Origin of the sequence: Hydrogenophaga sp. RAC07, from assembly GCF_001713375.1 — a bacterium.
Lineage (GTDB): Bacteria > Pseudomonadota > Gammaproteobacteria > Burkholderiales > Burkholderiaceae_C > Hydrogenophaga.
Window position 1 is genome coordinate 3,780,036 of sequence record NZ_CP016449.1, and the last position, 22,165, is coordinate 3,802,200.

General features: G+C 66.2%; 26 protein-coding genes, 1 pseudogene and 1 riboswitch. Of the genes and pseudogenes, 14 read left to right on the plus strand and 13 right to left on the minus strand.

The window, feature by feature from the left end; translation table 11 throughout:
- The first annotated feature begins 22 nt into the window (after positions 1-22).
- From BSY239_RS17585 to BSY239_RS17600, 4 genes are all read left to right on the plus strand, one after another.
- Entirely contained in the window at positions 23-1,495 is a 1,473-nt protein-coding gene (locus BSY239_RS17585; protein WP_069047936.1) for a sensor histidine kinase, read from the plus strand.
- Positions 1,492-2,130, plus strand: coding sequence for a response regulator transcription factor (locus BSY239_RS17590; RefSeq protein WP_156775527.1), 639 nt, complete (start codon positions 1,492-1,494; stop codon positions 2,128-2,130). The genes BSY239_RS17585 and BSY239_RS17590 overlap by 4 nt, the downstream gene beginning before the upstream one ends.
- Before the next feature lie 104 nt (positions 2,131-2,234).
- A complete protein-coding gene (locus BSY239_RS17595) occupies positions 2,235-2,726 on the plus strand; it encodes a GlcG/HbpS family heme-binding protein (protein WP_069047938.1) in 492 nt (163 codons plus the stop codon).
- Entirely contained in the window at positions 2,723-3,403 is a 681-nt protein-coding gene (locus BSY239_RS17600; protein WP_069047939.1) for an ankyrin repeat domain-containing protein, read from the plus strand. Before BSY239_RS17595 ends, BSY239_RS17600 begins: the two co-directional genes overlap by 4 nt.
- A 73-nt stretch (positions 3,404-3,476) precedes the next feature.
- Here BSY239_RS17600 and tyrS read toward each other — a convergent pair whose 3' ends face one another.
- Positions 3,477-4,739 carry a tyrosine--tRNA ligase gene (gene tyrS / locus BSY239_RS17605; protein WP_069047940.1) on the minus strand — a complete coding sequence of 421 codons (1,263 nt, stop codon included), beginning with the start codon at positions 4,737-4,739 and terminating at the stop codon, positions 3,477-3,479.
- A gap of 200 nt (positions 4,740-4,939) precedes the next feature.
- Between tyrS and BSY239_RS17610 the strand changes: the two genes are divergently transcribed.
- Positions 4,940-6,295: a peptidoglycan DD-metalloendopeptidase family protein gene (locus BSY239_RS17610; protein ID WP_069047941.1), complete on the plus strand. Its 1,356-nt coding sequence runs from the start codon at positions 4,940-4,942 to the stop codon at positions 6,293-6,295.
- A 69-nt stretch (positions 6,296-6,364) separates the two neighbouring features.
- On the opposite strand, the gene erpA is transcribed toward BSY239_RS17610, so the two are convergent.
- The 5 genes from erpA to rplM all read right to left on the minus strand — a co-directional run bounded on the left by erpA (position 6,365) and on the right by rplM (position 8,916).
- On the minus strand, positions 6,365-6,730 hold the full coding sequence (gene erpA / locus BSY239_RS17615; RefSeq protein ID WP_069047942.1) for an iron-sulfur cluster insertion protein ErpA: 366 nt from the start codon (positions 6,728-6,730) through the stop codon (positions 6,365-6,367).
- A 110-nt stretch (positions 6,731-6,840) separates the two neighbouring features.
- A complete protein-coding gene (locus tag BSY239_RS17620) occupies positions 6,841-7,239 on the minus strand; it encodes a bactofilin family protein (protein WP_069047943.1) in 399 nt (132 codons plus the stop codon).
- A 31-nt stretch (positions 7,240-7,270) separates the two neighbouring features.
- Positions 7,271-7,930, minus strand: coding sequence for a DUF6776 family protein (locus tag BSY239_RS17625; RefSeq protein ID WP_335583408.1), 660 nt, complete (start codon positions 7,928-7,930; stop codon positions 7,271-7,273).
- Between the two features lie 149 nt (positions 7,931-8,079).
- A complete protein-coding gene (rpsI, locus tag BSY239_RS17630; RefSeq protein ID WP_069047945.1) occupies positions 8,080-8,472 on the minus strand; it encodes a 30S ribosomal protein S9 in 393 nt (130 codons plus the stop codon).
- 12 nt (positions 8,473-8,484) lie between these two features.
- Positions 8,485-8,916 (minus strand): 50S ribosomal protein L13, encoded by a 432-nt coding sequence (rplM, locus tag BSY239_RS17635; RefSeq protein WP_056267763.1) that lies wholly within the window; start codon positions 8,914-8,916, stop codon positions 8,485-8,487.
- 205 nt (positions 8,917-9,121) lie between these two features.
- Here rplM and BSY239_RS17640 point away from each other — a divergent pair, with 205 nt between their 5' ends.
- Positions 9,122-10,039: a 23S rRNA (adenine(2030)-N(6))-methyltransferase RlmJ gene (locus BSY239_RS17640; protein ID WP_069049071.1), complete on the plus strand. Its 918-nt coding sequence runs from the start codon at positions 9,122-9,124 to the stop codon at positions 10,037-10,039.
- Between the two features lie 11 nt (positions 10,040-10,050).
- On the opposite strand, the gene BSY239_RS17645 is transcribed toward BSY239_RS17640, so the two are convergent.
- A complete protein-coding gene (locus BSY239_RS17645; RefSeq protein WP_236944099.1) occupies positions 10,051-10,551 on the minus strand; it encodes a CAP domain-containing protein in 501 nt (166 codons plus the stop codon).
- A 276-nt stretch (positions 10,552-10,827) separates the two neighbouring features.
- On the opposite strand from BSY239_RS17645, the gene paaA reads away from it, so the two are divergent.
- The 5 genes from paaA (at position 10,828) to BSY239_RS17670 (ending at position 14,787) form a co-directional block, all read left to right on the plus strand.
- Complete coding sequence (gene paaA / locus BSY239_RS17650; protein ID WP_069047946.1) at positions 10,828-11,841, plus strand: 1,2-phenylacetyl-CoA epoxidase subunit PaaA; 1,014 nt, start codon at positions 10,828-10,830, stop codon at positions 11,839-11,841.
- A complete protein-coding gene (gene paaB / locus BSY239_RS17655) occupies positions 11,838-12,131 on the plus strand; it encodes a 1,2-phenylacetyl-CoA epoxidase subunit PaaB (protein WP_069047947.1) in 294 nt (97 codons plus the stop codon). The genes paaA and paaB overlap by 4 nt, the downstream gene beginning before the upstream one ends.
- Positions 12,131-12,982, plus strand: coding sequence for a 1,2-phenylacetyl-CoA epoxidase subunit PaaC (gene paaC / locus BSY239_RS17660; RefSeq protein ID WP_069047948.1), 852 nt, complete (start codon positions 12,131-12,133; stop codon positions 12,980-12,982). The genes paaB and paaC overlap by 1 nt, the downstream gene beginning before the upstream one ends.
- A 9-nt stretch (positions 12,983-12,991) precedes the next feature.
- The gene (gene paaD / locus BSY239_RS17665) at positions 12,992-13,519 is read left to right on the plus strand and encodes a 1,2-phenylacetyl-CoA epoxidase subunit PaaD (RefSeq protein ID WP_069047949.1); all 528 of its coding nucleotides are present in this window, start codon (positions 12,992-12,994) and stop codon (positions 13,517-13,519) included.
- Between the two features lie 155 nt (positions 13,520-13,674).
- Positions 13,675-14,787, plus strand: coding sequence for a 2Fe-2S iron-sulfur cluster-binding protein (locus BSY239_RS17670; RefSeq protein WP_069047950.1), 1,113 nt, complete (start codon positions 13,675-13,677; stop codon positions 14,785-14,787).
- A 20-nt stretch (positions 14,788-14,807) separates the two neighbouring features.
- On the opposite strand, the gene BSY239_RS17675 is transcribed toward BSY239_RS17670, so the two are convergent.
- From BSY239_RS17675 to ahcY, 5 genes and pseudogenes are all read right to left on the minus strand, one after another.
- Positions 14,808-15,407, minus strand: coding sequence for an OmpW/AlkL family protein (locus tag BSY239_RS17675; protein ID WP_069047951.1), 600 nt, complete (start codon positions 15,405-15,407; stop codon positions 14,808-14,810).
- A 145-nt stretch (positions 15,408-15,552) separates the two neighbouring features.
- Positions 15,553-15,819, minus strand: a pseudogene (locus BSY239_RS17680) (septal ring lytic transglycosylase RlpA family protein); the annotation flags it as partial.
- 134 nt (positions 15,820-15,953) lie between these two features.
- Positions 15,954-16,784 carry a methylenetetrahydrofolate reductase [NAD(P)H] gene (metF, locus tag BSY239_RS17685; RefSeq protein ID WP_069047953.1) on the minus strand — a complete coding sequence of 277 codons (831 nt, stop codon included), beginning with the start codon at positions 16,782-16,784 and terminating at the stop codon, positions 15,954-15,956.
- Between the two features lie 42 nt (positions 16,785-16,826).
- Positions 16,827-17,594: a TlyA family RNA methyltransferase gene (locus BSY239_RS17690; protein WP_069047954.1), complete on the minus strand. Its 768-nt coding sequence runs from the start codon at positions 17,592-17,594 to the stop codon at positions 16,827-16,829.
- Between the two features lie 5 nt (positions 17,595-17,599).
- Entirely contained in the window at positions 17,600-19,033 is a 1,434-nt protein-coding gene (gene ahcY, locus BSY239_RS17695) for an adenosylhomocysteinase (RefSeq protein WP_069047955.1), read from the minus strand.
- Between the two features lie 63 nt (positions 19,034-19,096).
- Positions 19,097-19,185: riboswitch (S-adenosyl-L-homocysteine riboswitch) on the minus strand.
- A gap of 100 nt (positions 19,186-19,285) precedes the next feature.
- On the opposite strand from ahcY, the gene BSY239_RS17700 reads away from it, so the two are divergent.
- From BSY239_RS17700 to BSY239_RS17710, 3 genes are read left to right on the plus strand one after another with little or no spacing between them, the layout of a single operon-like run.
- Positions 19,286-20,098: an HAD-IIB family hydrolase gene (locus BSY239_RS17700; RefSeq protein WP_069047956.1), complete on the plus strand. Its 813-nt coding sequence runs from the start codon at positions 19,286-19,288 to the stop codon at positions 20,096-20,098.
- Complete coding sequence (locus tag BSY239_RS17705) at positions 20,095-21,369, plus strand: MFS transporter (RefSeq protein WP_069047957.1); 1,275 nt, start codon at positions 20,095-20,097, stop codon at positions 21,367-21,369. Before BSY239_RS17700 ends, BSY239_RS17705 begins: the two co-directional genes overlap by 4 nt.
- Positions 21,370-21,426: 57 nt before the next feature.
- Complete coding sequence (locus BSY239_RS17710) at positions 21,427-21,810, plus strand: hypothetical protein (protein WP_069047958.1); 384 nt, start codon at positions 21,427-21,429, stop codon at positions 21,808-21,810.
- On the opposite strand, the gene BSY239_RS17715 is transcribed toward BSY239_RS17710, so the two are convergent.
- Entirely contained in the window at positions 21,811-22,131 is a 321-nt protein-coding gene (locus BSY239_RS17715) for a hypothetical protein (RefSeq protein WP_083240055.1), read from the minus strand.
- Positions 22,132-22,165: the final 34 nt, after the last annotated feature.

Here is a 22,165-nt window from a genome sequence, read left to right on the forward strand (position 1 = left end):
GGCGCGTGCCAGAATCCGCCGCATGCGGCAGTCTTGGCGATTCTCTGGGTGGTGGGTGGTCGGCGGGGCGGTGATCGCCCTGGCCGGCGCGGCCGCCATCGCGCGACAGTCGCTCGATCAACAACGCGCACTCTTCGAAACCGACGCGCGCATCGTGCACCGGCTGCTGAGTCAGCAGGTGGTTCAGCACGACGCGATCCTGGCCACGCTGGCGCTGCTGCAGCCTGCGCCCGTCGCCATCGGGACCGGTTCCCCCGAACAGCGCCTGCCCGCGCTGTACCCGCGCATCCTCTCGGTGCAGCGCAGCGATGCCGCCACTCCATGGCCGGATCCCGCGTTGGCCGAGGCCGAACGCCTGTCGCGCCTGAGCGGGCGTGCTGCGCTTGCGCCGCTGGACCTATCCTCTGGCCGCTACCGGCTGGTGCTCGCCTCCGCACCCGCCAGCTACGCACTCACCATCGACCTGCAGGCGCTGGTCCCGTGGACGGAGTGGCCGATGGTGGCCGAGACCAGCGCGGTGCGGGTCGAGCTGGTGCACGCGGGTCAGCGGCACGTGGTCCAGCCGGGCCGGCTGCAGTCCGGCACCGCCTCGCGCTTCGAGTTCCACAAGGTGGTGGCGGCCGAGAGCCAGCCCTTCGACGTGGTGGCCACACAAACCGTGGGCTGGCGCCAGTGGCCGTGGGCCCGCATGCTCGCCTGGACGCTCGCGGTGGTGGCGCTGCTCGCGGCGGTGCGGCACCTGCAGCGCCAACGCCTGGCGCGCCGCCGCGCCGAAGAGCTGCTGCGCCTGGGCCAAGTGGCGCGCCTGAACACGCTGGGCGAACTGGCCGCCGGCATGGCGCACGAACTCAACCAGCCGCTCACCGCCGTGCTGGCCAACACCCAGGCCGCGCAGCGTTTGCTGGACGACGACCCACCCGAACTCGCCACGGCGCGTGGCGCCATGGCGCAGGCCGCCGCGCAAGCCCGGCGCGCCGCCGAGGTGGTGGGCCGCCTGCGCCGCGCGGTGGAGCGGCCCGACAGCGGTGGGCAACGCCAGACCGTGGACGCGGTGGAGGCCGTGCGCCGCGCGCTGTATCTGCTGGAGCCCGAGTGCCAGCGGCGCAGCGTGGCGCCGGTGCTGGAAGGCTTGCCTGTGCTCAGCGTCATGGCAGACCCGGTCGCACTCGACCAGATCGTGCACAACCTGATCCTCAACGCGCTGCAGGCGCTGGAGCAGGTGCCCGCCGCGCAGCGCCGGCTCACGCTCACCCTGCGCACGGTCGCGGACGACGGCGAACTCGCGGTGGCCGACAGCGGGCCAGGCATCGCACCCGATGTGTTGCCACGTCTGTTCGAGCCGTTTTTCTCCACGCGCGAAGGCGGCCTGGGTCTGGGCTTGAGCCTGTGCGAAACCCTGGCCAGCGGCATGGGCGGCTCGCTCTCGGCCGCCAACGCGGCCACCGGCGGCGCGGTGTTCCGGTTGCGACTGCCGCTCGCCAACAACCCGGCATGAGCATGGACACCCTCTCCCCCACCGTGCACCTGATCGACGACGACCAGGCCGTGCGCGAGAGCCTGGCCCTGCTGATCGGCACCGTGGGCCTGCGCGTGCAGCCGTGGAGCGACCCCCAGGCCTTCCTGAACACCTTCGACCGCGAGGCCATCGGCGCCATCGTGCTCGACGTGCGCATGCCCGGCATCAGCGGTCTGTCCGTGCTCGACACCCTGGTGGCGCAGGGCGTGGACCAGCCGGTGATCATGCTCACCGGCCACGGCACGGTGGACATGTGTCGCCGCGCGTTCAAGGCGGGCGCGGCCGAGTTTCTGGAAAAGCCGGTGAACGACGAGGCCCTGCTCGAAGCCCTGCAGAACGCCGTGCGCCAGCACGTGCGCTCGCGCCAGCGCCACCAGGCCGACCGCGCGGCGCGCGAGCGTTTCGCGCAGCTCTCCGAGCGCGAGCGCGAGGTGCTGGGCCTGATCGTCGAGGGCCTGACCAACAAGGAAATCGGTCGCGCACTCGGCCTCTCGCCCCGCACGGTGGAAACCCACCGCGCCAACCTCTTCGCCAAACTGCAGGCGCCGTCGCTGGCGCAGCTGATCCGCCACTACGCCGCACTGGTCGATGCGGGTGACGCGGGCACTGCGTAGTTCTACGGAGGGCCGCGCGTAACCGCCCGAATGGTGGTTGTCCGCGCGAATTTTTACAGTTCTCCCACGGTTGATCGAACCGTTCAACACCACCGGAGAACACCATGAAATTCATCGCCCACACTTGCGTCATCGCCCTGTCCCTCATCGCCACCGCTGCCAGTGCCCAGGCCGTGCGCGTGGAGAAAAACATGTCGCTGGACCTGGCCAACCAGATCGCGGCGGCCACCGTCGCCGCGTGCAGCGCCAGCGGCTACAACGTGACGGCCGCCGTGGTGGACCGCGCCGGTTCCCTGCGCGCCCTGCAGCGCGCCGACAACGCCGGCCCGCACACGGTGGGTGCCGCGCAAGGCAAGGCCTACACCTCGGCCTCGGCGCGCAACACCACCGCCGCCATGCTGGAGAGCGTGCAGAAGAACCCCGGCGCCGCCACACTGGTGGACATCCCGGGCTTCCTGGTGCTGGGCGGCGGCGTGCCGGTGAAGGTGGGCAACGAGGTCATCGGCGCCGTGGGCGTGGGCGGTGCGCCCGGTGGCCATCTGGACGAGCAGTGCGCGAACGCGGGCATTGCCAAAGTGGCCGAGTTGTTGAAATGAAAACGCTGCTGTTGGCTCTGGCACTGGCGTTGACCGGTGCCGCGGTCCAGGCCCAGGTCGCGCCCAGCGCGGCCGAGGCGGTGGCCTACACCGGGTTGCACGCCGCGGCCCACCGGGGTGATGCCGCCAAGATCGCGCGGCTGGTGGCCGGCGGTGCGGCGGTGAATGCGACGGACGCACACGGCCGCACGCCGCTGCACGTGGCCACCTTCGCTCGACAACGCGATGCGATCGCAGCGCTGGTCAAGGCGGGTGCCGACATCAACCGGCTGGAGAACGACCGCTACGACGCGGTGACGATCGCCTCGGTGGCCGACGACGAAGCGACGCTGCGTGTGCTGCTGCAACTGGGCGCGAGCGCCAAGCAGACCACCAGCCGCTACGACGGCACCGCCCTCATCGCTGCGGCCCATCTCGGCCACGACGGTGTGGTGCGCCAGTTGATCGCTGCCGGTGCGCCGTTGGACCACGTGAACAACCTGCACTGGACCGCCGCGATCGAAGCGGTGGTGCTGGGCGACGGAGGTCCGCGTCACCAGGCCACGCTCAAGGCCTTGATCGATGCGGGTGCGAACCTGCAGCTGGCCGATCGGCATGGTCAAACGCCGCTGGCGTTGGCGCGCTCGCGTGGCTACTCTGCGATGGTCCGCATGCTGGAGATGGCCGGGGGTCGGTAGCCTCTTCGCTGGCTGAACCGGGGCGGAGCGCCTTGCCGCTCCGAGCCCGCGAGGTCAATGAACGAAACGGAAGTCAGGCAAGCGAAACGCGGGCGAACTTCCGCTTCCCCACCTGCACCACAAACGTCCCCGCAGACAGCTTCAAGCCCTTGTCGCTGATCACCGCCCCATCCACCCGCACCCCACCACCCTCGATCAAACGGTTGGCCTCGCTGGTGGAAGGCGCCAGGCCCGATGACTTCAGCAACGACCCGATGCCCATCGGCGCACCCGACAAGGACACCTCGGGAATCTCGTCCGGCACACCGCCCTTGCTGCGGTTGATGAAGTCCTGCTCGGCCGCATCGGCTGCTGCCTTGCTGTGGAACCGTGTGGTGATCTCCTTGGCCAACGCCACCTTGGCGTCCTTCGGGTTCGCGCCCTGGGCAATGGCCTGCTTCAACGATTCGATGTGCTCCAGCGACTGGAACGACAAGAGCGTGTACCAGCGCCACATCAGCGTGTCGGAAATGCTCAGCACCTTGGCGAACATCGAGTTCGCAGGCTCGGTGATGCCGATGTAGTTGTTCTTGCTCTTGGACATCTTGTCCACGCCGTCCAGACCTTCCAGCAGCGGCATGGTCAGGATGCACTGCGGCTCCTGGCCGTACTCGGCCTGCAGGTGGCGGCCCATCAACAGGTTGAACTTCTGGTCGGTGCCGCCAAGCTCGAGGTCGCTTTTGAGCGCCACCGAGTCGTAGCCCTGCATCAGCGGGTACAGGAACTCGTGCACGCTGATCGGTGTGCCGGCCTTGAAGCGGTCGTGGAAATCGTTGCGCTCCATCATGCGGGCCACCGTGTACTTGGCGGCGAGCTGGATCATGCCCATCGAGCCCAGCGGCAGACTCCATTCGCTGTTGTAACGAATCTCGGTTTTGGCCGGGTCCAGCACCAGGCTGGCCTGCTTGTAGTAGGTCTCGGCGTTGGCCTGGATCTGCTCGGTGGTCAGCGGGGGGCGCGTGTTGTTGCGGCCCGAGGGGTCGCCGATCAGGCTGGTGAAGTCGCCGATCAGGAAGATCACCTGGTGACCCAGGTCCTGCAGCTGGCGCATCTTGTTGAGCACCACCGTGTGGCCGATGTGGATGTCGGGAGCGGTCGGGTCCAGCCCCAGTTTGATGCGCAAGGGCTGTCCGCTCTTTTCCGACTGTGACAATTTTTTGACCCAGTCGGTCTGGGGAATCAATTCTTCGCACCCGCGAAGTGTCACGCTCAAGGCATTTTTCACACCGTCCGTCAGTACGCCCTCAACGGGATGGTTCAGGTGAGTACTTTGTGATGCTTGGGTGCTGGGATTCATAAGCGTTTTTTGATGTGCGGGCTACAGGGTGGTCGATATACTTCGCGCCCAGTGACGGATTTTAGTTGGCGCAGTTTTTGCACATGTTGGATCCGGTTCATCGCCCAGGCGCAATTGATGTGAACTTGTTCCGCGTGGGCTCATCAGCCTGTGTGTCCCATCCAACAGACTGTTGGTCACGTTTTCAGGAAACACCGATTTTGATCCGCCCACTGATCCACTCGCTGACCCGGGTCGCCGAAGCCACCCACCAAAGTCTCATCAAGCACCCGCGCCGCATCACCGGTGGCATTGGTGTGCTGCTGCTGGGCACCGGCGTCACCGCTTTCGGCATCGCGCCGCTGGCTCCCGACGCCGCCGACCTTCCGGTCCGCCAGGTCGTCGAGACCCTCACCCCCCCCACCTTCGAAGTGCCCAGCGTGCTGGCCGCTTCTTCCAACGACTTCGTGCTGTTCCGCAGCGACGTGACGCGCCGCGACGACACCGCCCAGAGCCTGCTGCAGCGCCTTGGGGTGGTGGACACCGAAGCCCAGGGCTTCCTGCGCACCGACGCCACCGCCCGCCAGCTGCTGCAAGGCCGTGGCGGCCGCCTGGTCAGTGTGGAGACCAACGACCGCCAGGAACTTCAGCGCCTGACCTCGCGCTGGATCGCCAACGACGACCGCAAGTTCTCCCGCCTGGTGATCGAGAACAGTCCCGAAGGCTTCAAGTCGCGCCTGGAGACCGGTGAACTCACCGCCTCGGCCCGTCTGGCCAGCGGTGTCATTCGCAGTTCGCTGTTCGCCGCCACCGACGCGGCCAACATCCCCGACCCGGTGGCTGTGCAACTGGCGGAGATGTTCTCCAGCGACATCGACTTCAGACGCGACCTGCGCCAGGGTGACCGCTTCAGCGTGGTCTATGAAAGCCTGGAGGCCGACGGCGAGGCCATGCGCACCGGCCGCGTGCTCAGCGCCGAGTTCGTGAACAACGGTCGCAAACACGAAGGCGTGTGGTTCGAAGAGCCCGGCCAGCGCGGCGCCTACTACGGCTTCAACGGCGAAAGCTCACGCAAGTTCTACCTGTCCTCGCCGCTGGAGTTCTCGCGCGTGAGCAGCGGCTACGGCATGCGCTTCCACCCCATCTCCGGCACCCGCAAGGCCCACCTGGGTGTGGACTACGCCGCGCCGACAGGCACGCCCGTGCGCACCATCGCCGACGGCGTGGTCGAGTTCGCCGGGGTGCAGCGCGGCTACGGCAATGTGATCATCATTCGCCACCGCAGCAACCAGACCACGCTGTTTGCCCACCTGAGCCGCATTGGTGTGCGCCAGGGCCAGAAGGTCGACCAGGGTGAGTGGATCGGTGCCGTGGGCTCCACCGGCGCTTCCACCGGCCCGCACCTGCATTTTGAGTTCCGCGACAACGGTGTGCACCAGGATCCGCTGGTGATCGCGCGACAGAGCGAATCTGTGCCGATCAACGCCGCCGCCCGTTCGCGCTTTGACGCCGTTGCACAGCTGCAGCGGGTGCAGCTCAACGCCGCGGCCAGCGTTCAGCAGGCCAGCGCCGAATAGGTCGGTTCGCAGTCATGAAAAAGGGGAGCTTGAAGCTCCCCTTTTTTGTGGACGCGCGAGGCGCAGTTGTCAGACGCTGAAGCTGGAGCCGCAACCGCAGGTGCTGTTGGCGTTCGGGTTCTTGATCACGAACTGCGCGCCTTCCAAGTCTTCCTTGTAGTCGATCTCGGCGCCCACCAGGTACTGGTAGCTCATGGCATCGATCAACAGCGACACGCCGTTTTTCGACATGGTGGTGTCGTCTTCGTTGACCACTTCGTCAAACGTGAAGCCGTACTGGAAACCGGAGCATCCGCCACCCTGCACGAACACGCGCAGCTTCAAATCGGGATTGCCCTCTTCGGCCACCAGCTCGGCGACCTTGGCGGCGGCGCTGTCGGTGAACACCAGCGGGGCCGGCATTTCAGTCTGGATGTTTTCTGCCACTGCACTCATGGATGACCTCTTGGGATGTGTGGCCCTCGATCAGGTCCACTGGGGAAGGCGGGACGCGCAATGCGTCCGGAACGTCTGTAGATACTAAATCAAATCGCTCGGGATTGTGCTCAGCCGTTGTTTGCCGCCAGCTTCAGTGTGGGTTTGTCTTCCAGGTCTCCGGCCATGGGTTTGAGCTGGCCGGTGATGGTGGCGCCCTGGTGCATTTCCAACGCTTTGTAGGACACATCACCTTCAATGCGCGCCTTGGGCTGCAGCTCCAGCAGCTCGAAGGCCTGCACAGGGCCCTTGACATGCCCGTTGATGATCACGTGGTCGGCCAGGATCTGGCCCGTGACCACCGCCACCTCGCTGATCACCAGGATGCTGGGTTGTTCGTCGCTGGCGCGGATGTCGCCCACCACCTCGCCGTCGACGCGCAGGCCGTCATGAAACAGCACATTGCCTTCGATGCGGGTGCCCTGAGCGATCAGGCTCTTGATGGGCGGTTGTTTCTTCTTGCCAAACATGGGGATTCTCCAAACGACAGATCGCTGTTGGTCACAGCTGGAATGTTTGTACCGACCGCACCGAATTGCCTTGCAGCACGCGGGCCGTCACGTTTTTTACCATGGCCGATGGCGGTACGTCGACGATGCCTTCAAGCCTCAGATAGCCCTTGATCAACACCGACTGCGGTGTGGGCGAATGCGCCATAGACCAGGGCTTGCCATTGAGCGTGCCGGTGAAGGTGATCTCCAGCCCGCCCTTGAAATCGGGTGCGTTTTTGGTGGCCTGCATCATGAGCGCCTGCCAGCGCCATTGGGTGTCCGACAAGCGCTCCGCCTGCAAGCCGCGGATGCTGAGTGCTCCACTGTCCGCGCCCGGAATCAGGCGCTCGAAAAAACCAAGGTCGCTGCGCAGGGCTTCGTTGTCGGCTTCGAGCTGGCGGATGCGCATGGCGAGCTGCTCCTGCGCGCTGCGTTCGGTGGTGAGCAGGCTCTCCGACGTGTTCGCCACCGACTGGGCCACCAGCAAGTCGGCGCGCAAGGTCTGGACTTCACCACGCAGGCGGCTGAGCTCCTGCTTCGATTCGCGGTCCAGACCGGCAATGTCGCGGCCAAACTCGAAGGCCCACATGGCCAACGATCCCGAGAAACCGAGCACGACCGCGCCCAACAACCAGCGAAACGGCCACGGCAACGCACTGCGGACGGCCATGCGCGGTGCGCTGACGGTGAGTTTTCTGCGCAGAAGCCGAAACCGCATGCAAACCTTTCAAAGTGAAAGCAAACGCAACCCAGGCCCAGAAAGCAAAAACCGCCCCAAGTTCGACTTGAAGGCGGCTTTTGCAGTTGAGGCCAGACAGATTAGCGTTTGCTGAACTGCTTGCGACGGCGCGCGGAGCGCAGACCGACTTTTTTCCGTTCGACTTCGCGGGCGTCGCGCGTCACGAAACCGGCTTGCGACAGGCCTGGCTTGAGCGTGGCGTCGTAGTCGATCAGGGCGCGGGTGATGCCGTGGCGCACGGCGCCGGCCTGGCCGGATTCGCCACCGCCGTGCACGTTCACCATCACGTCGAAGGTATCGGCGTGGTTGGTCAGCAGCAGAGGCTGCTTGCAGATCATGATGGAGGTCTCACGGCCAAAGTAGGCCTGAATGTCCTTGCCATTGACCACGATCTGGCCAGAGCCTTTTTTCAGGAAGACACGGGCGACGCTGGATTTGCGACGGCCGGTTCCATTGTTCCATTCACCAATCATCTCAAGGCTCCTTTACAGTTCCAGCACTTGCGGCTGTTGGGCGGTGTGCGGGTGCTCTGCGCCACCGTACACCTTGAGCTTCTTGATCATGGCGTAGCCGAGCGGGCCCTTGGGCAGCATGCCCTTGACAGCCTTTTCGAGTGCGCGGCCAGGGTGCTTGGCCTGCATGTCGCGGAAGTTGGTGCCGTAGATACCGCCGGGATAACCCGAGTGGCGGTAGTAGACCTTGTCGAGGGCCTTGTTGCCCGTGACGCGGATCTTGGCTGCGTTGATGATGACGATGAAGTCACCGGTGTCGACGTGAGGCGTGTAAATGGCCTTGTGTTTGCCGCGCAAACGGAGAGCCACTTCACTGGCAACTCGTCCGAGGACCTTGTCGGTCGCGTCAATCACAAACCACTCGTGCGTCACGTCAGCGGGTTTTGCGCTGAACGTTTTGGTCATGAGTTTTCTCTTGAAGAGGTGGTTTGGCGGCTCTTTTCCACGGTCGGTCGTTCTCTGACGGAACGCTCTTAGGTGGGTTTGAAGACTTCGCCGCGGAGCCAGCAGTTCGCTGCGAAGCCCACGATTGTACGAAATTCCCGCCTTCCTTGGCAAATGCATCGTGCGCAAGGGCCAGGGTGTGTGGCCAAACGGCTACCATCCGTGCATGTTCAGCTACCGACACGCCTTCCACGCCGGCAACCACGCCGACGTGCTCAAGCACACCACCCTCATCGCCACGCTGCGTCATTTGATGCAGAAAGAGGCCGGCATCACCTTGGTCGACACCCATGCCGGTGCCGGCTTGTACCGCCTGGACGGCGACTACACCGAGACCGGGGGCGAGGCCAAGGACGGCGTGGTCAAGCTGATGGCGGCCTTGCGCGCCGCCGACCAGCCACCGGCCAAGGACGTCTCGCCTGCGATCGACGACTACCTCGACATCATCGCCGGCTTCAACCCGTCGGGTACGCTGCGCGTTTACCCCGGGTCGCCGTTTGTGATGCAGCAGCTCATGCGCACCGAGTCGCGCGACCGGCTCAAGCTGTTTGAACTGCACCCCACCGACAGCAAGACGCTGGCGGCCAACATCGCCCAGCTTGACGCCGGACGGCAGATCGCGGTGGCGCGGGAGGACGGTTTTGAAGGCCTGCGTCCGCTGCTGCCGCCGCCGCCGTCGGCCACCGGCTCCAAACGAGCCGTGGTGCTGATCGATCCCAGCTACGAGATCAAGAGCGATTACGGCAAAGTGAGCGCCTGCATACACGAGGCGATCAAACGTTTTCCGACTGGAACCTACCTGGTCTGGTACCCGGTGATTCCGCGGCCTGAGGCGCACGATCTCCCGCGCCGGCTCAAGACGCTGGCCAACCAGGCCCAAAAGCCCTGGCTCAACGCCACATTGGCCATCGGTCAGGACCCGACGCACGGCCCGGACGACCGGCCGGGGCTGACCGCCAGCGGCATGTTCGTGATCAACCCACCACACACGCTCAAGGCCGTGCTGCAGGTGGCCTTGCCTCAGCTGCTGACCCACCTGGGCCGGGGTCGGGGCAAGTCGCAAGCGCTCGAATCGGGCGGCTGAGCGGCCGACGCTCAGAGCGGCCGGGCCAGCGACATGGTCCAGTAGCGGCCGTAGTTGCTCCCGGCCTGCGAAACACAGCTCACCGCCACGTCGCGGAACTCGGCACGCATGATGTTCGCGCAATGGCCCGGGCTGGCCAACCACCCCGACACCACGTCCGACACACTCGCCTGACCGGCCGCGATGTTTTCGCCCGACCAGGACCACGCGTAACCTTCATCGGTCATGCGGCGGGAGAATGTGCGCCCGTCCAGGCTGGTGTGAGAAAAGTAGTTGTTGACCGCCATGTCGCGCGAATGGCGGGCGGCGGCCGAGAACAGACGATCGTTCCAGGCCAGTGTGGTCGCTGCAGGCAGGGTGTTGCTGCCGCAGGTGCGGGACTGGGCGCGCGCCGCGTTGATCTGCTGCAAGAGCTCGGCGCGAAAGCTGGCCAGGCCGCAGGAGGTGGTGGCGTCCAGCGCAATCAGCGACGTGGCGCCGCCGGTGGACGGCGCCGCACCCGTGGCGCTCACGGGTGTCGGGCCCACGGTGGCTGGCGCAGCGACGGACGCTTCGTCGCCCCCGCCTCCTCCACACGCTGCCAGGGAGAGCACCAGACCGAGAACGATTGAACAGTTGGTCGGGAGGGAACGGCGCTTGGTGAAAGGGCATGCGTGCATGCAGCGCACTGTACGGTGAGGCGACCACCCCGGCGTAAGCGGATGTAGCCTCAAAATTCACCGACCGCTCGGTCGGTTAACTGGCTATACTGCGATCCACGCGCCCGGCCAGCGGCGCAGGAGACGCGCATGTACACCCAGTCGTTCAACGTTCCCGACGCCGACGCCCAGCCCGGCACGCCGCTGAAAGCGGTGCCCCACGACACCGCCCTGCAGACCCACTTTGACGCCGTGATCGACGCCGACGGCAAGATCGAGCCGCGCGACTGGATGCCCGACGCCTACCGCAAGACGCTGGTGCGCCAGATCAGCCAGCACGCGCACAGCGAGATCGTGGGCATGCTGCCCGAGGGCAACTGGATCAGCCGCGCGCCCAGCCTCAAACGCAAGGCGATTCTGGTGGCCAAGGTGCAGGACGAAGGCGGCCATGGCCTGTACCTCTACAGCGCGGCCGAGACCCTGGGCACCAGCCGCGACCAGATGTTCGACGCGCTGCACTCGGGCAAGGCCAAATACAGCTCCATCTTCAACTACCCCACCCTGACCTGGGCCGATGTCGGTGTGGTCGGCTGGCTGGTGGACGGCGCGGCGATCATGAACCAGATTCCGCTGTGCCGCTGCAGCTTCGGGCCCTATGCGCGCGCCATGATCCGCGTCTGCAAGGAAGAGAGCTTCCACCAGCGCCAAGGCTTCGAGTCGCTGATGACCATGATGCAGGGCACGGCCGAGCAGAAGGCCATGGTGCAGGACGCGGTGAACCGCTGGTGGTGGAAGTGTCTGGCGATGTTTGGCCCGCCCGACGCCGACAGCCCCAACAGCGTGCAGGGCATGCGCTGGGGCATCAAGCGCATCAGCAACGACGACCTGCGCCAGAAGTTCGTCGATGCCACCGTGCCGCAGGCCGAGGTGCTGGGCGTGACCTTGCCCGACCCCGACCTGAAGTGGAACGAGGCACGTGGTCACCACGATTACGGGCAGATCGACTGGGACGAGTTCTGGGCCGTGGTCAACGGCGATGGACCTTGCAACAAGGAACGCCTGGCCACGCGGATGAAAGCCTGGAACGACGGCGCCTGGGTGCGTGAAGCGGCGCTGGCCCACGCAGCGAAACAACAGGCACGCGCCATGAAGGAGGCCGCATGAACACTGCACTGAAAGAATGGCCCCTCTGGGAGGTCTTCGTGCGCAGCAAACAAGGCTTGGAGCACAAGCACTGCGGCAGCCTGCACGCCAGCGACGCGCCCCACGCGCTGCAAATGGCGCGCGACGTGTACACGCGCCGCCAGGAAGGCGTGAGCATCTGGGTCGTGCCGTCCAACAGCATCACGGCCAGCGAGCCCGACAGCAAGGACAGCTTCTTCGACCCGGCCGCCGACAAGGTGTACCGCCACCCGACTTTCTACGAGATCCCCGACAAAGTGGGGCACATGTGATGGTCTCGGCACCGACACACGCACCGGTGGACTACCTGCTGCACCTGGCCGACAACGCGCTGGTGCTCGGCCAGCGCAACGCCGAATGGTGCGGCCACGGGCCCATCCTCGAAGAGGATCTGGCCCTGGCCAACAACAGCCTTGATTTGCTCGGACAGGCCCGCATGCTGTACCAGCACGCCGCCGCGCTCATCAACGACGACGCCGACCTCGCGCAGCGCTTCCAGCACCTGCAAGGCGCACGGGCCGAAGGCCGCGTGACCGAAGACACCCTGGCCTATTTCCGCGACACGCACGAGTTCCGCAACCTCACGCTGCTGGAACTGCCGCACAGCGGGCCGCTGGCCGCCACCGCTTCGGGCGACCGGGACTACGCCACCACCATCTCGCGCAACTTCCTCTACAGCGCACTCATGGTGCTGGTGTGGGACCGCCTGCAGACATCCGCCGACGCGCATCTGGCCGCCATCGCGGCCAAGTCGCTGAAGGAAGTGCGTTACCACCTGCGCCACGCCAGCGACTGGCTGGTGCGCTTCGGCGACGGCACCATTGAGTCGCACGCCCGCGCACAAGCCGCTCTGAACCACCTGCTGCCGTACTGCCAGGAATTCTGGATCGGCAGTGATGCAGAAACACAAGCGGTTCAGAGTGGGACGGGCGCCGACCTGCCCAGTCTCAAGGCCGAATGGGATGCGCTGGTGAACGACACGGTGCAAGCGGCCACGCTCACGCGCCCTGCCGTGAAGGGCTACGTGCCGCAGGGCAAGCTCGGCGTGCACTCGGAACACATGGGTTTTCTGCTGGCCGAGATGCAGAGCCTGGCGCGCACGCACCCGCAAGCGGTGTGGTGAAGCAACACCATGCACGCCACCGACGCAGAACTTGAGCACGCCGCCATCCGGGCCGCGCTCGCCGATCTGAGCGATCCTGAAATCCCGGTGGTCAGCCTGAGCGAACTCGGCATCCTGCGCGGGGTGCGCACCGGCGCCGACGGCACGTCCGAGGTGGTGATCACACCCACCTACAGCGGCTGCCCGGCCATGGGACAGATCGAGGACGACGTGCGCACAGCCCTGAGCAACGCAGGCATCAACGCACGCGTGGTCACGCAACTCGCCCCCGCATGGACGACCGACTGGATGAGCGAGGCCGCGCGCGAGAAGCTGCGCGCCTATGGCATCGCGCCGCCGCAATGCGGCAGCAGCACCCACGCCGGCAGCAACGTGCTGAAGTTTTCGCGCCAGGCGCTGCAACGCGACGTGGTGCCCTGCCCGCAATGCGGCTCGACCCACACAACCGAAACCTCGCCCTTCGGCTCCACCGCGTGCAAATCCATGTACCGCTGCCTCGACTGTCTCGAGCCCTTCGACTACTTCAAACCCTACTAGATGGAACACCCCCGCGCCGGCCTTTCAGGCCGTCACCCCCTCAAGGGGGCAACACCTGCGGCCCGGCAAAGCCGGTTCCGCGGTGTTTGCTGGTTGAAGGCACGTCGCTCGATGCGTGGCATGTGTCCAGTCACACCCAAGACCGAGGAATCTCCATGAATGCCGTCGCCCGCTTCCACGAGCTGCCCGTCGCACGCATCAGCCCCGAGGCCGCGGGTGCGGTGGCCATCACCCTGGCGATCCCGCCCGAGCAACGCACGGCGTTTGCGTTCGAGCCGGGCCAGTTCCTCACCGTGCGAGCCACCATCGGCGGGCAGGACGTGCGGCGCAGCTACTCCATCAGCAGCCCGCGCAGCCTGCTCACGCGACAAGGTGAACTCACCTTGGGCATCCGGCCAGTGGAAGGCGGCGTGTTCTCGAACTGGGCGGCGAGCGAACTCAAGGCGGGCGACACGCTGAAGGCGATGCCGCCCGATGGACGCTTCACCGTGCACAAGCCGCGCGCCTTGCATCGCGTGGCCTTTGCAGCGGGCTCGGGCATCACACCCATCCTCTCGCTGATGGCGAGCACGCTGGAGGAGTCGCCCACGTCGAAGTTCACGCTGGTCTATGGCAACCGGCGCATGGACAGCGTGATGTTCAACGAAGCGTTGCAGGACCTGAAAGACCAGTACGCCGGCCGGCTCACGCTGATCCACATCCTCTCGCGCCAGGCGCAAGAGGTGCCGCTGCTCGAAGGCCGCATCGACGGCGACAAGGTGCGCGCCCTCATTGCCTCACTGCTGCCGGTGGGCAGCATGGACGAGGTCTTCATCTGTGGACCCGAAGCCATGATCGACGCGACCGAGAAAGCCTTGCTCGACGCCGGCGTGCGGCCCGACCGGGTGCACACCGAACGCTTCACATCACCCACGCTGGAAGCCCTGCCCACCGAAACGCGCAAGGCGGTGGTGCTGGGTCACGCCGATGCGGCGGTGCGCACCGAAGGCGAGGTGGCCCTCACCGTGCTGCTCGACGGCAAACCCCACGCGCTGCGCATGAACCGCGACGAACGCGTGCTCGACGTGGCCCTCAACGCGGGGCTGGACCTGCCCTGGTCGTGCCGCGGCGGCGTGTGCTGCACCTGCCGCGCCAAGGTGATGGAAGGCTCCGTGGCGATGGAGAAAAACTACACCCTGGAGCCCTGGGAAACCGACAAGGGCTTTGTGCTGAGCTGCCAGGCGCGCCCCACGAGCGACGCCCTCGTGATCAGCTTTGATGAGCGCTGAGGCGCTGCCTCAGCGGCCTCTCAGAAGCGCCAGCCCAGACCGACACCGACCAGCACAGGGTCGACCTTGAAGGTGCCGATGTTGCTGCCGCCAGAGATCACGTCGGTCTTGATGTAGACCTTCTTCACGTCGACATTGAGGTACAGGTTTTTGGACAGCGGAAAGTCCACGCCCGCCTGGAACGCCAGACCCACGCTGTTGCGCTTGATATCGGCGGCACCACCGAGCAGATCCACCGAACTGAAGCGGGTGTAGTTCAGACCCGCACCCACGTAGGGCTTGATGCCGCTGGCGTGGTTGAAGTGGTACTGCAGCGTGAGGGTGGGCGGCAGGTGCTTCAGCGTGCCGATCTGCGTGGCGCCGGCGTACACACGCTGCTTCTGCGGCACGGTCAGCACCAGTTCGGCCGCCAGGTTGGGACTGAAGAACCAGGTGAAGTCGACTTCGGGCAAGGTCTTGTCGTTGATCGACAGGTTCAGGCCGGTGCTGTCCTTGTTGGCGCTGTCCAGGTGAACGGCGCGTGCGCGCACCAGCAAAGAGCCCGCGGTGAAATCTTGCGCAACAGCAGCACCCGATGCCAGCAGTGCGAGGGAGGCCAGGGCCAGAGTGGTCTTTTTCATGGTTTCAGTGATCGAACCGGGAACATTCCCGCGACCGATTACAGAAGACCCCGGCCGCCTGCATGTTGCGGTGCGTCAATGCCGGCGCACACCGAGGCAGTCACGGCACAGGCCCTTGACCCAGATCAAAACTTCAGTCCCGCAGCACCACGACCGGGGCCACGCCGTACCGGATCAAGCCGATCTGCTCGGCGGCTTTGCGGCTGAGGTCGATCACACGGCCCTTGGTGAACGGGCCACGGTCGTTGATGCGCACCACGACGTCCTGACCGGTGATCAGATTGCGCACCCGCACGCGCGTGCCGAAGGGCAAGGTCTTGTGCGCAGCGGTGAGCTCGTGCATGTTGAACGCTTCGCCACTGGCGGTGCGCCGGCCATGAAAGGGCTCGCCGTACCACGAGGCGCGGCCTCGCTCGATCTCTTGCTCATCCCGCACCGCAGCGGGCTCTTCTCCGTCGGGCGTGGGCAGCGTCGGGGCCACCTGCGTCGCACAGCCGCCCAGCCACAACACGGTGGCCAGGGCGAGCGTGAACGCGGACTTGAAGCTCATGACAGCTGCAGCCGGTTGGCGATTTCCAGCGTCGCCACGCTCTGGTTCATGGTGTAGAAGTGCAGCGCCGGCACGCCGCCGTTGCGCAGCTGGTCGCACAGGTCGGTCACCACGTCCAGGCCGAAGGCCTTGATGGAGGCCGTGTCGTCACCAAAGGCCTGCAGGCGCAAGCGGATCCAGCGCGGGATCTCGGCGCCACTGGCGTCCGAGAAGCGCATGAGCTGCGTGGAGCTGGTGATGGGCATGATGCCGGGCACCACCGGCACGTCGGCGCCCAGTTTGTAGGCGTCGTCCACGAAGCGGAAATAGGCGTCGCTGTTGTAGAAGTACTGGGTGATGGCCGAGTGGGCGCCCGCACGGACTTTGGTCACATAGGCCTGCAAATCCGATTCGGGCGATTTCGCCTGCGGGTGCACCTCCGGATACGCCGCCACCTCGATGTGGAAGTCATCACCCGTTTCGCTGCGGATGAAGGCCACGAGGTCACTCGCGTAATGGAACTCACCGCCGGCGCCGTAGCCGCTGGGCAGATCACCGCGCAGCGCCACCAGGCGCTTCACACCCATGGCCTTGAGCGTGGCGAGCTGTTCGCGCACAGACGTCTTGGTGGCGCCGATGCACGAGAAGTGCGAGGCCGCCGGCACCGACTCGGCGAGGATGTCGCGCACCGTGTTGAAGGTGCCTTCCTGCGTGGAACCACCGGCGCCGTAGGTGACCGAGCAGAACTCGGGCTTCAGGGGATACAGCTGCTGGCGCACCGCGCGCAGCTTCTCCACGCCTTCGGGCGTCTTGGGCGGGAAAAATTCAAAACTCACGGGCAGGCCCATGGGATTCTCCAAAGATGGGGGAGTTGGCCCAGCCAGCGGCCCTCAGGCGGGCTGGCGGGCGAACACCAGAAATTCGCGGTTGCCGTCACCCCCGGTGATCGGGCTTTCAAAATAATCCAGCAGCACCAGGCCGCCGTCTTTCACCACCTGCTCGATGCGCTCACGCACCAGCGGGTAGCTCGCGTCGCTCTTGACCAGGCCGCCCTTGCCGATGTGCTCGGGCTGCAACTCGAACTGCGGCTTGACCAGCATGAGCACATGCCCGCCCGGTTTGAGCAAGGGCACGAGCGCCGGCCACACCAGAGTCTGCGAGATGAAGGACAAGTCGCCCACGATGAGGTCGAACGGTGCAGCGGCCGATTCGCCGCCCGCATCCGTCAACGCATCGGCCGTGAGGTCGCGCGCATTGCAGCGTTCGATGCAGACCACGCGCGCGTCACCGCGCAGGCGCGGGTGCAACTGGCCCTGGCCCACGTCCACGCCCACCACCTGCTGAGCGCCGCGCTGCAGCAGGCAGTCGGTGAAACCACCGCTGCTCTGGCCCACATCAAGACAGCGCAGACCCCGGACATCGAAAGCCACGCGTTGCAAGGCGCCGTCAAGCTTGAGGCCGCCGCGCGAAACGAACCGCGTCTCCGCGTTGTCCACCGCCTGCAGCTCCACCGTCTCGCGCAGCTCCTGGCCATTCTTCGAGATGGTTGTCCAGTCGCCCGGCAGCAGCCGCCAGCGCACGCCCGATGCGATCAGGCGTTGCGCTTGCGACTTGGACGCCGCCAGCCCGCGCTCGACGAGCAGTTGGTCTGCCCGCATGCGGATCAGTAGCGGTACGTGTCGGCTTTGTACGGGCCGGCTTTGCTCACACCGATGTAGGCCGCCTGCTCGTCGCTCAGTTCGGTCAGCATGGCGCCGACTTTCTTCAGGTGCAGACGCGCGACCTTCTCATCCAGGTGCTTGGGCAGCACATAGACCTTGCCGGCCTCGTACTGGTCCTGCTTCGTGAACAGCTCGATCTGCGCGATGGTCTGGTTGGCGAAGCTCGACGACATCACGAAGCTGGGGTGGCCAGTGGCGCAACCCAGGTTCACCAGGCGGCCCTTGGCCAGCAGGGTGATCTTCTTGCCGTCGGGGAATGTGATGTGGTCGACCTGGGGCTTGATCTCGTCCCACTCGCACTTCTCGAGCGCAGCCACGTCGATCTCGTTGTCGAAGTGACCGATGTTGCAGACGATGGCTTCGTCTTTCATGGCGGCCATGTGCTCGTAGCGGATCACGTTCTTGTTGCCGGTGGCGGACACGAAGATGTCGCACTTGTCGGCAGCGTATTCCATGGTCACGACCTTGAAGCCTTCCATCGCGGCCTGCAAGGCGTTGATGGGGTCGATCTCGGTCACCCACACCTGGGCGCTCAGGGCGCGCAGGGCCTGGGCCGAGCCCTTGCCCACGTCGCCGTAGCCAGCGACCACACAAACCTTGCCGGCGATCATCACGTCGGTGGCGCGCTTGATGGAGTCGACCAGCGACTCGCGGCAGCCATACAGGTTGTCGAACTTGCTCTTGGTCACGCTGTCGTTGACGTTGATCGCGCGGAACTGCAGCGTGCCCTTGGCGGACATCTCGTTGAGGCGCAGCACGCCGGTGGTGGTCTCTTCGGTCACGCCGATGATCTGGGCCGCCTTGCGGGTGTACCAGGTCTTGTCCACGGCCAGCTTGGCCTTGATGGCGTTGTACAGGCAGATCTCTTCTTCGCTCTGTGGGTTGTTCAGAACGGAGGCGTCTTTCTCGGCGCGCTGACCCAGGTGCATGAGCAAGGTGGCGTCGCCGCCGTCGTCCAGGATCATGTTGGGGCCTTCGCCTTCGGTGCCAGCGGCGCCGAATTCAAAGATGCGGTGGGTGAAGTCCCAGTACTCGTCGAGCGACTCGCCCTTGTGCGCGAACACCGGCGTGCCGTTGGCCACCAGCGCAGCGGCAGCGTGGTCCTGCGTGGAGAAGATGTTGCACGACGCCCAGCGCACGCTGGCACCCAGCGCCTGCAGGGTCTCGACCAGCACGGCGGTCTGGATCGTCATGTGGATGCTGCCGGTGATGCGCGCGCCCTTGAGCGGCTGCGCCTTGGCAAACTCTTCGCGGATGGCCATCAGGCCGGGCATTTCCGTTTCGGCGATCTTGACTTCCTTGCGGCCCCAGTCGGCCAGGGCAATGTCGGCGATCGCGCAATCGGTGAAGGTGGGGTTGTTCAGACGGGCATTCATGGTTCGCTCCAGTGAGGATGGATAAACCACATCGACGGGCGAAAAAAAGCTCATCGCACGGGATGTGGATGAGCGTCGTTGCATGGATGGTCCGAGCCTCACGCCTCGCCGCTGACTGGGTCAGTGGGGGCGCTGCAACGCTCCTCGGATGCGGGATTTTAGCCCAGCATGTCCCCGGGCGGGTGTTTGTGGGGTCTCCATCCCGGACTTCCAACACGTTCATGAGAAAGCCTGTGCGACACTGCCGGCCCCATGCCAAGCCTCCCCACCCCCTCCCCGCTCGCCCTGTGGCCCACCTCGGAGCGCAGCCGAATCCACGGGGTGTTGACCGACATCGACGACACCCTGACGACCGACGGCGCGATCACGCCCGACGCGCTGGACGCCCTGTACCGCCTGCGCGCCGCCGGTCTGCCGGTGCTGGCCATCACCGGACGGCCGGCCGGCTGGAGCGAGGCCTTTGCCCTGGCCTGGCCGGTGGACGCGATCGTGGCGGAAAACGGCGCCGTGGCGCTGTGGCGCGGGGACGGTGGGCAACTCTGCCGGGACTATTTGCTGGACCCGACCACACGAACCGACAACTTCGTCCGGCTCCAGGACACGGCACAGCGCGTGCTGCGCGAACTGCCACAAACCCGCCTGGCCACCGACAGCCCCGGGCGCGAGACCGACATCGCGATCGACCACAGCGAATTCGCGCACCTGAACGAAGCGGAGATCGAGCAGGTGGTGGCGCTCATGCGCCGTGACGGGCTGAATGCCACGGTGAGCTCGATCCACATCAACGGCTGGATCGGCGACCACGACAAGCTGGCCGGCGCGCGCTGGATCGTGCGCACGCGCCTGGGCCGCGACCTCGACGCCGAACTCGACCGCTGGGTCTACGTGGGCGACTCGACCAACGACGCGCGCATGTTCGGCCATTTCCAGCACAGCGTGGGCGTGGCCAACGTGGCGCGCTTCTGGGCCGCGCTCAGCCACCACCCGCGCTTTGTGGCGCAGGGCGAACGCGGCGCGGGTTTTGCCGAGGTGGCCAACGCGGTGCTCTCGGCCAGACCGTCATGACCGAACACCCGCTGCCCCCGCAGCACAGCCGGGCCCTCACGGGCGCAGCGCCGCCCGCGCTTGTGCCGGCACAGGCCCGGCTCGGGCTGGTGGCCATTTTCGGCTCCACCTTCTTCCAGCTGGTGGGTTACTTCATGCTCATGCCACTGCTGCTGCTGCGGCTCAAGGGCGACGGCGTGTCCACCGCGCTGGCGGGCGTGTTCGTGGCCACCGGCTGGCTCGGCGTCTTCGCCATGACGCCGTTCGCCTCGGCCATCACGCAGCGCCTGGGGCGTCGGCCTTCGCTCTGGCTCGCGGCCTTCGTGCCGGTGATCGCCATCACCGGCTTCCTGTTCAGCAACTCGCTGGTGCTGTGGTTCGTCTGCATCCTCATCGAAGGCATGGCCGCCGGGTTGCGCTGGGTGCTGGCTGAAGCGATCGTGGCCGAGTTTTCACCGCCCTCGCAGCGCGGACGCAACGTCGGCATTTTCGAGACCATGGTCGGCACCACCTTTGTGCTCGGCCCGCTGGTGCTGGCCTGGTTTGGCGCACAGAGCGATGCCGCGCTGTGGCTCGCGCTGGCGCTCACCGTGTTCGGCCTGGGCTGGAGCCTGCTCATCCCGCGCCTGCCGGCCGCCGCCGATGCGCACGACGCCAAGGTGGGCCTGTCGGGCGTGTGGCACGCGCTGCGCCTGCACCCGCTGATCATGACGGTGGGTTTTGTCGGCGGCTTCTTCGAAAGCGGCCTCACGTCCATCCTGCCGCTGTACGGCCTGGCGCTGGGACTGGGAGCCACCGCAGCAGCCCTGCTGGTCTCGGCCAGCGGCCTGGGCAGCGCCATCATGATGCTGCCCGCCGGCCTGCTGGCCGACCGGCTGGCCCACCACCCCGCGCAGCGCTGGGGCAACGCACGCGACACGCGCCTGAAGATCATGCGGCTGTGCGCCCTGATCACGCTGCTGGCCACCCTCGTCATCCCGTTTGTGGCCGGCACGCCCTGGCTGGCCGCGCCGGTGGCGTTTCTCTGGGGCGGGGCCGGCGGCAGCCTCTACACGCTGGCCATGATCGACATCGGCTCGCGCGAAGAAGGCATCACGCTGGTCAACAGCACCGCCGTGCTGGTCTTGTCGTACACGCTGGGTGGTGTGCTGGCGCCCGCACTCGGCGCCGCCGCGCTGCAGTGGGCGCCCACGGTGGGCTTCCCGGTGTTGCTGGTGGGGGTGGCCGGCCTGGGTTGGTGGTTGTTGAGACGCGCCGCAACGTCCCCATCTCCGGGAACCCCACCGGGTTAAGCTGCTCCCAAGGGTGCACGCCGCCCCCCTGCCACAAGCCCCGCGAAAGGACTCCCCATGGCCCTCCCCTGGCTGCTCGCCCTCAAAGTGATTCCCTGGGGCGACGTGATCGAACACGCGCCCAAGGTGCTCAACGCCGCCCGCAAGCTGATGGACCGGCAGAAGTCGCCCGAGGCCGCGCCCGCCAACGCCACGCCCATGGACCTGGTGGCGGACACACCACCCAGCCTGGGTGAGCTGCGCAACCGCCTGATCGAAGCGCGCCAGCTGATCGACCAGCAGGCACAAACGCAGAACCAGATGGCGCAGACCCTGGCTGAGTTGGCCGAGCAGAACGCGCGGCTCGTGGCGGCCGTGGAGTTGCTGCGTGTGCGCACGCGCGTGTTGATGGTCTTCATCGCCGCGCTGGCCATCGGCGCGATCGTGCTGTTCGTGCGCTGATCAGTCCCGTTCGCTCTTCAGTTGGGCGTCGCACCCCACACCGGCGGCAATCCAGCGCCCCGCCAGCTTCTGCAACACCGGCGCCGCCCAGCGCCAGCGCGGGCCCAGCACACCCGCCGCATCGGTGATGGCGCCGCAGCGGTAAACCGCCTGCACCGCGTCCCATCGCAAGGCATCACACGCCCCGCTGCGCTTGCGCGAGATCACCTGCCCCAGCGGGCACGGCTCGGCCAGACAGCACACCCCGCAACCGTTGCACGGCGCGCCCAGCGCGGGCTGCGGCGGGGCGGACGGGTGGATGTGGATGACCTGGTGCTGCACGGCGCGAGCGTAACGCAGGTGTCACCTGTGTGAG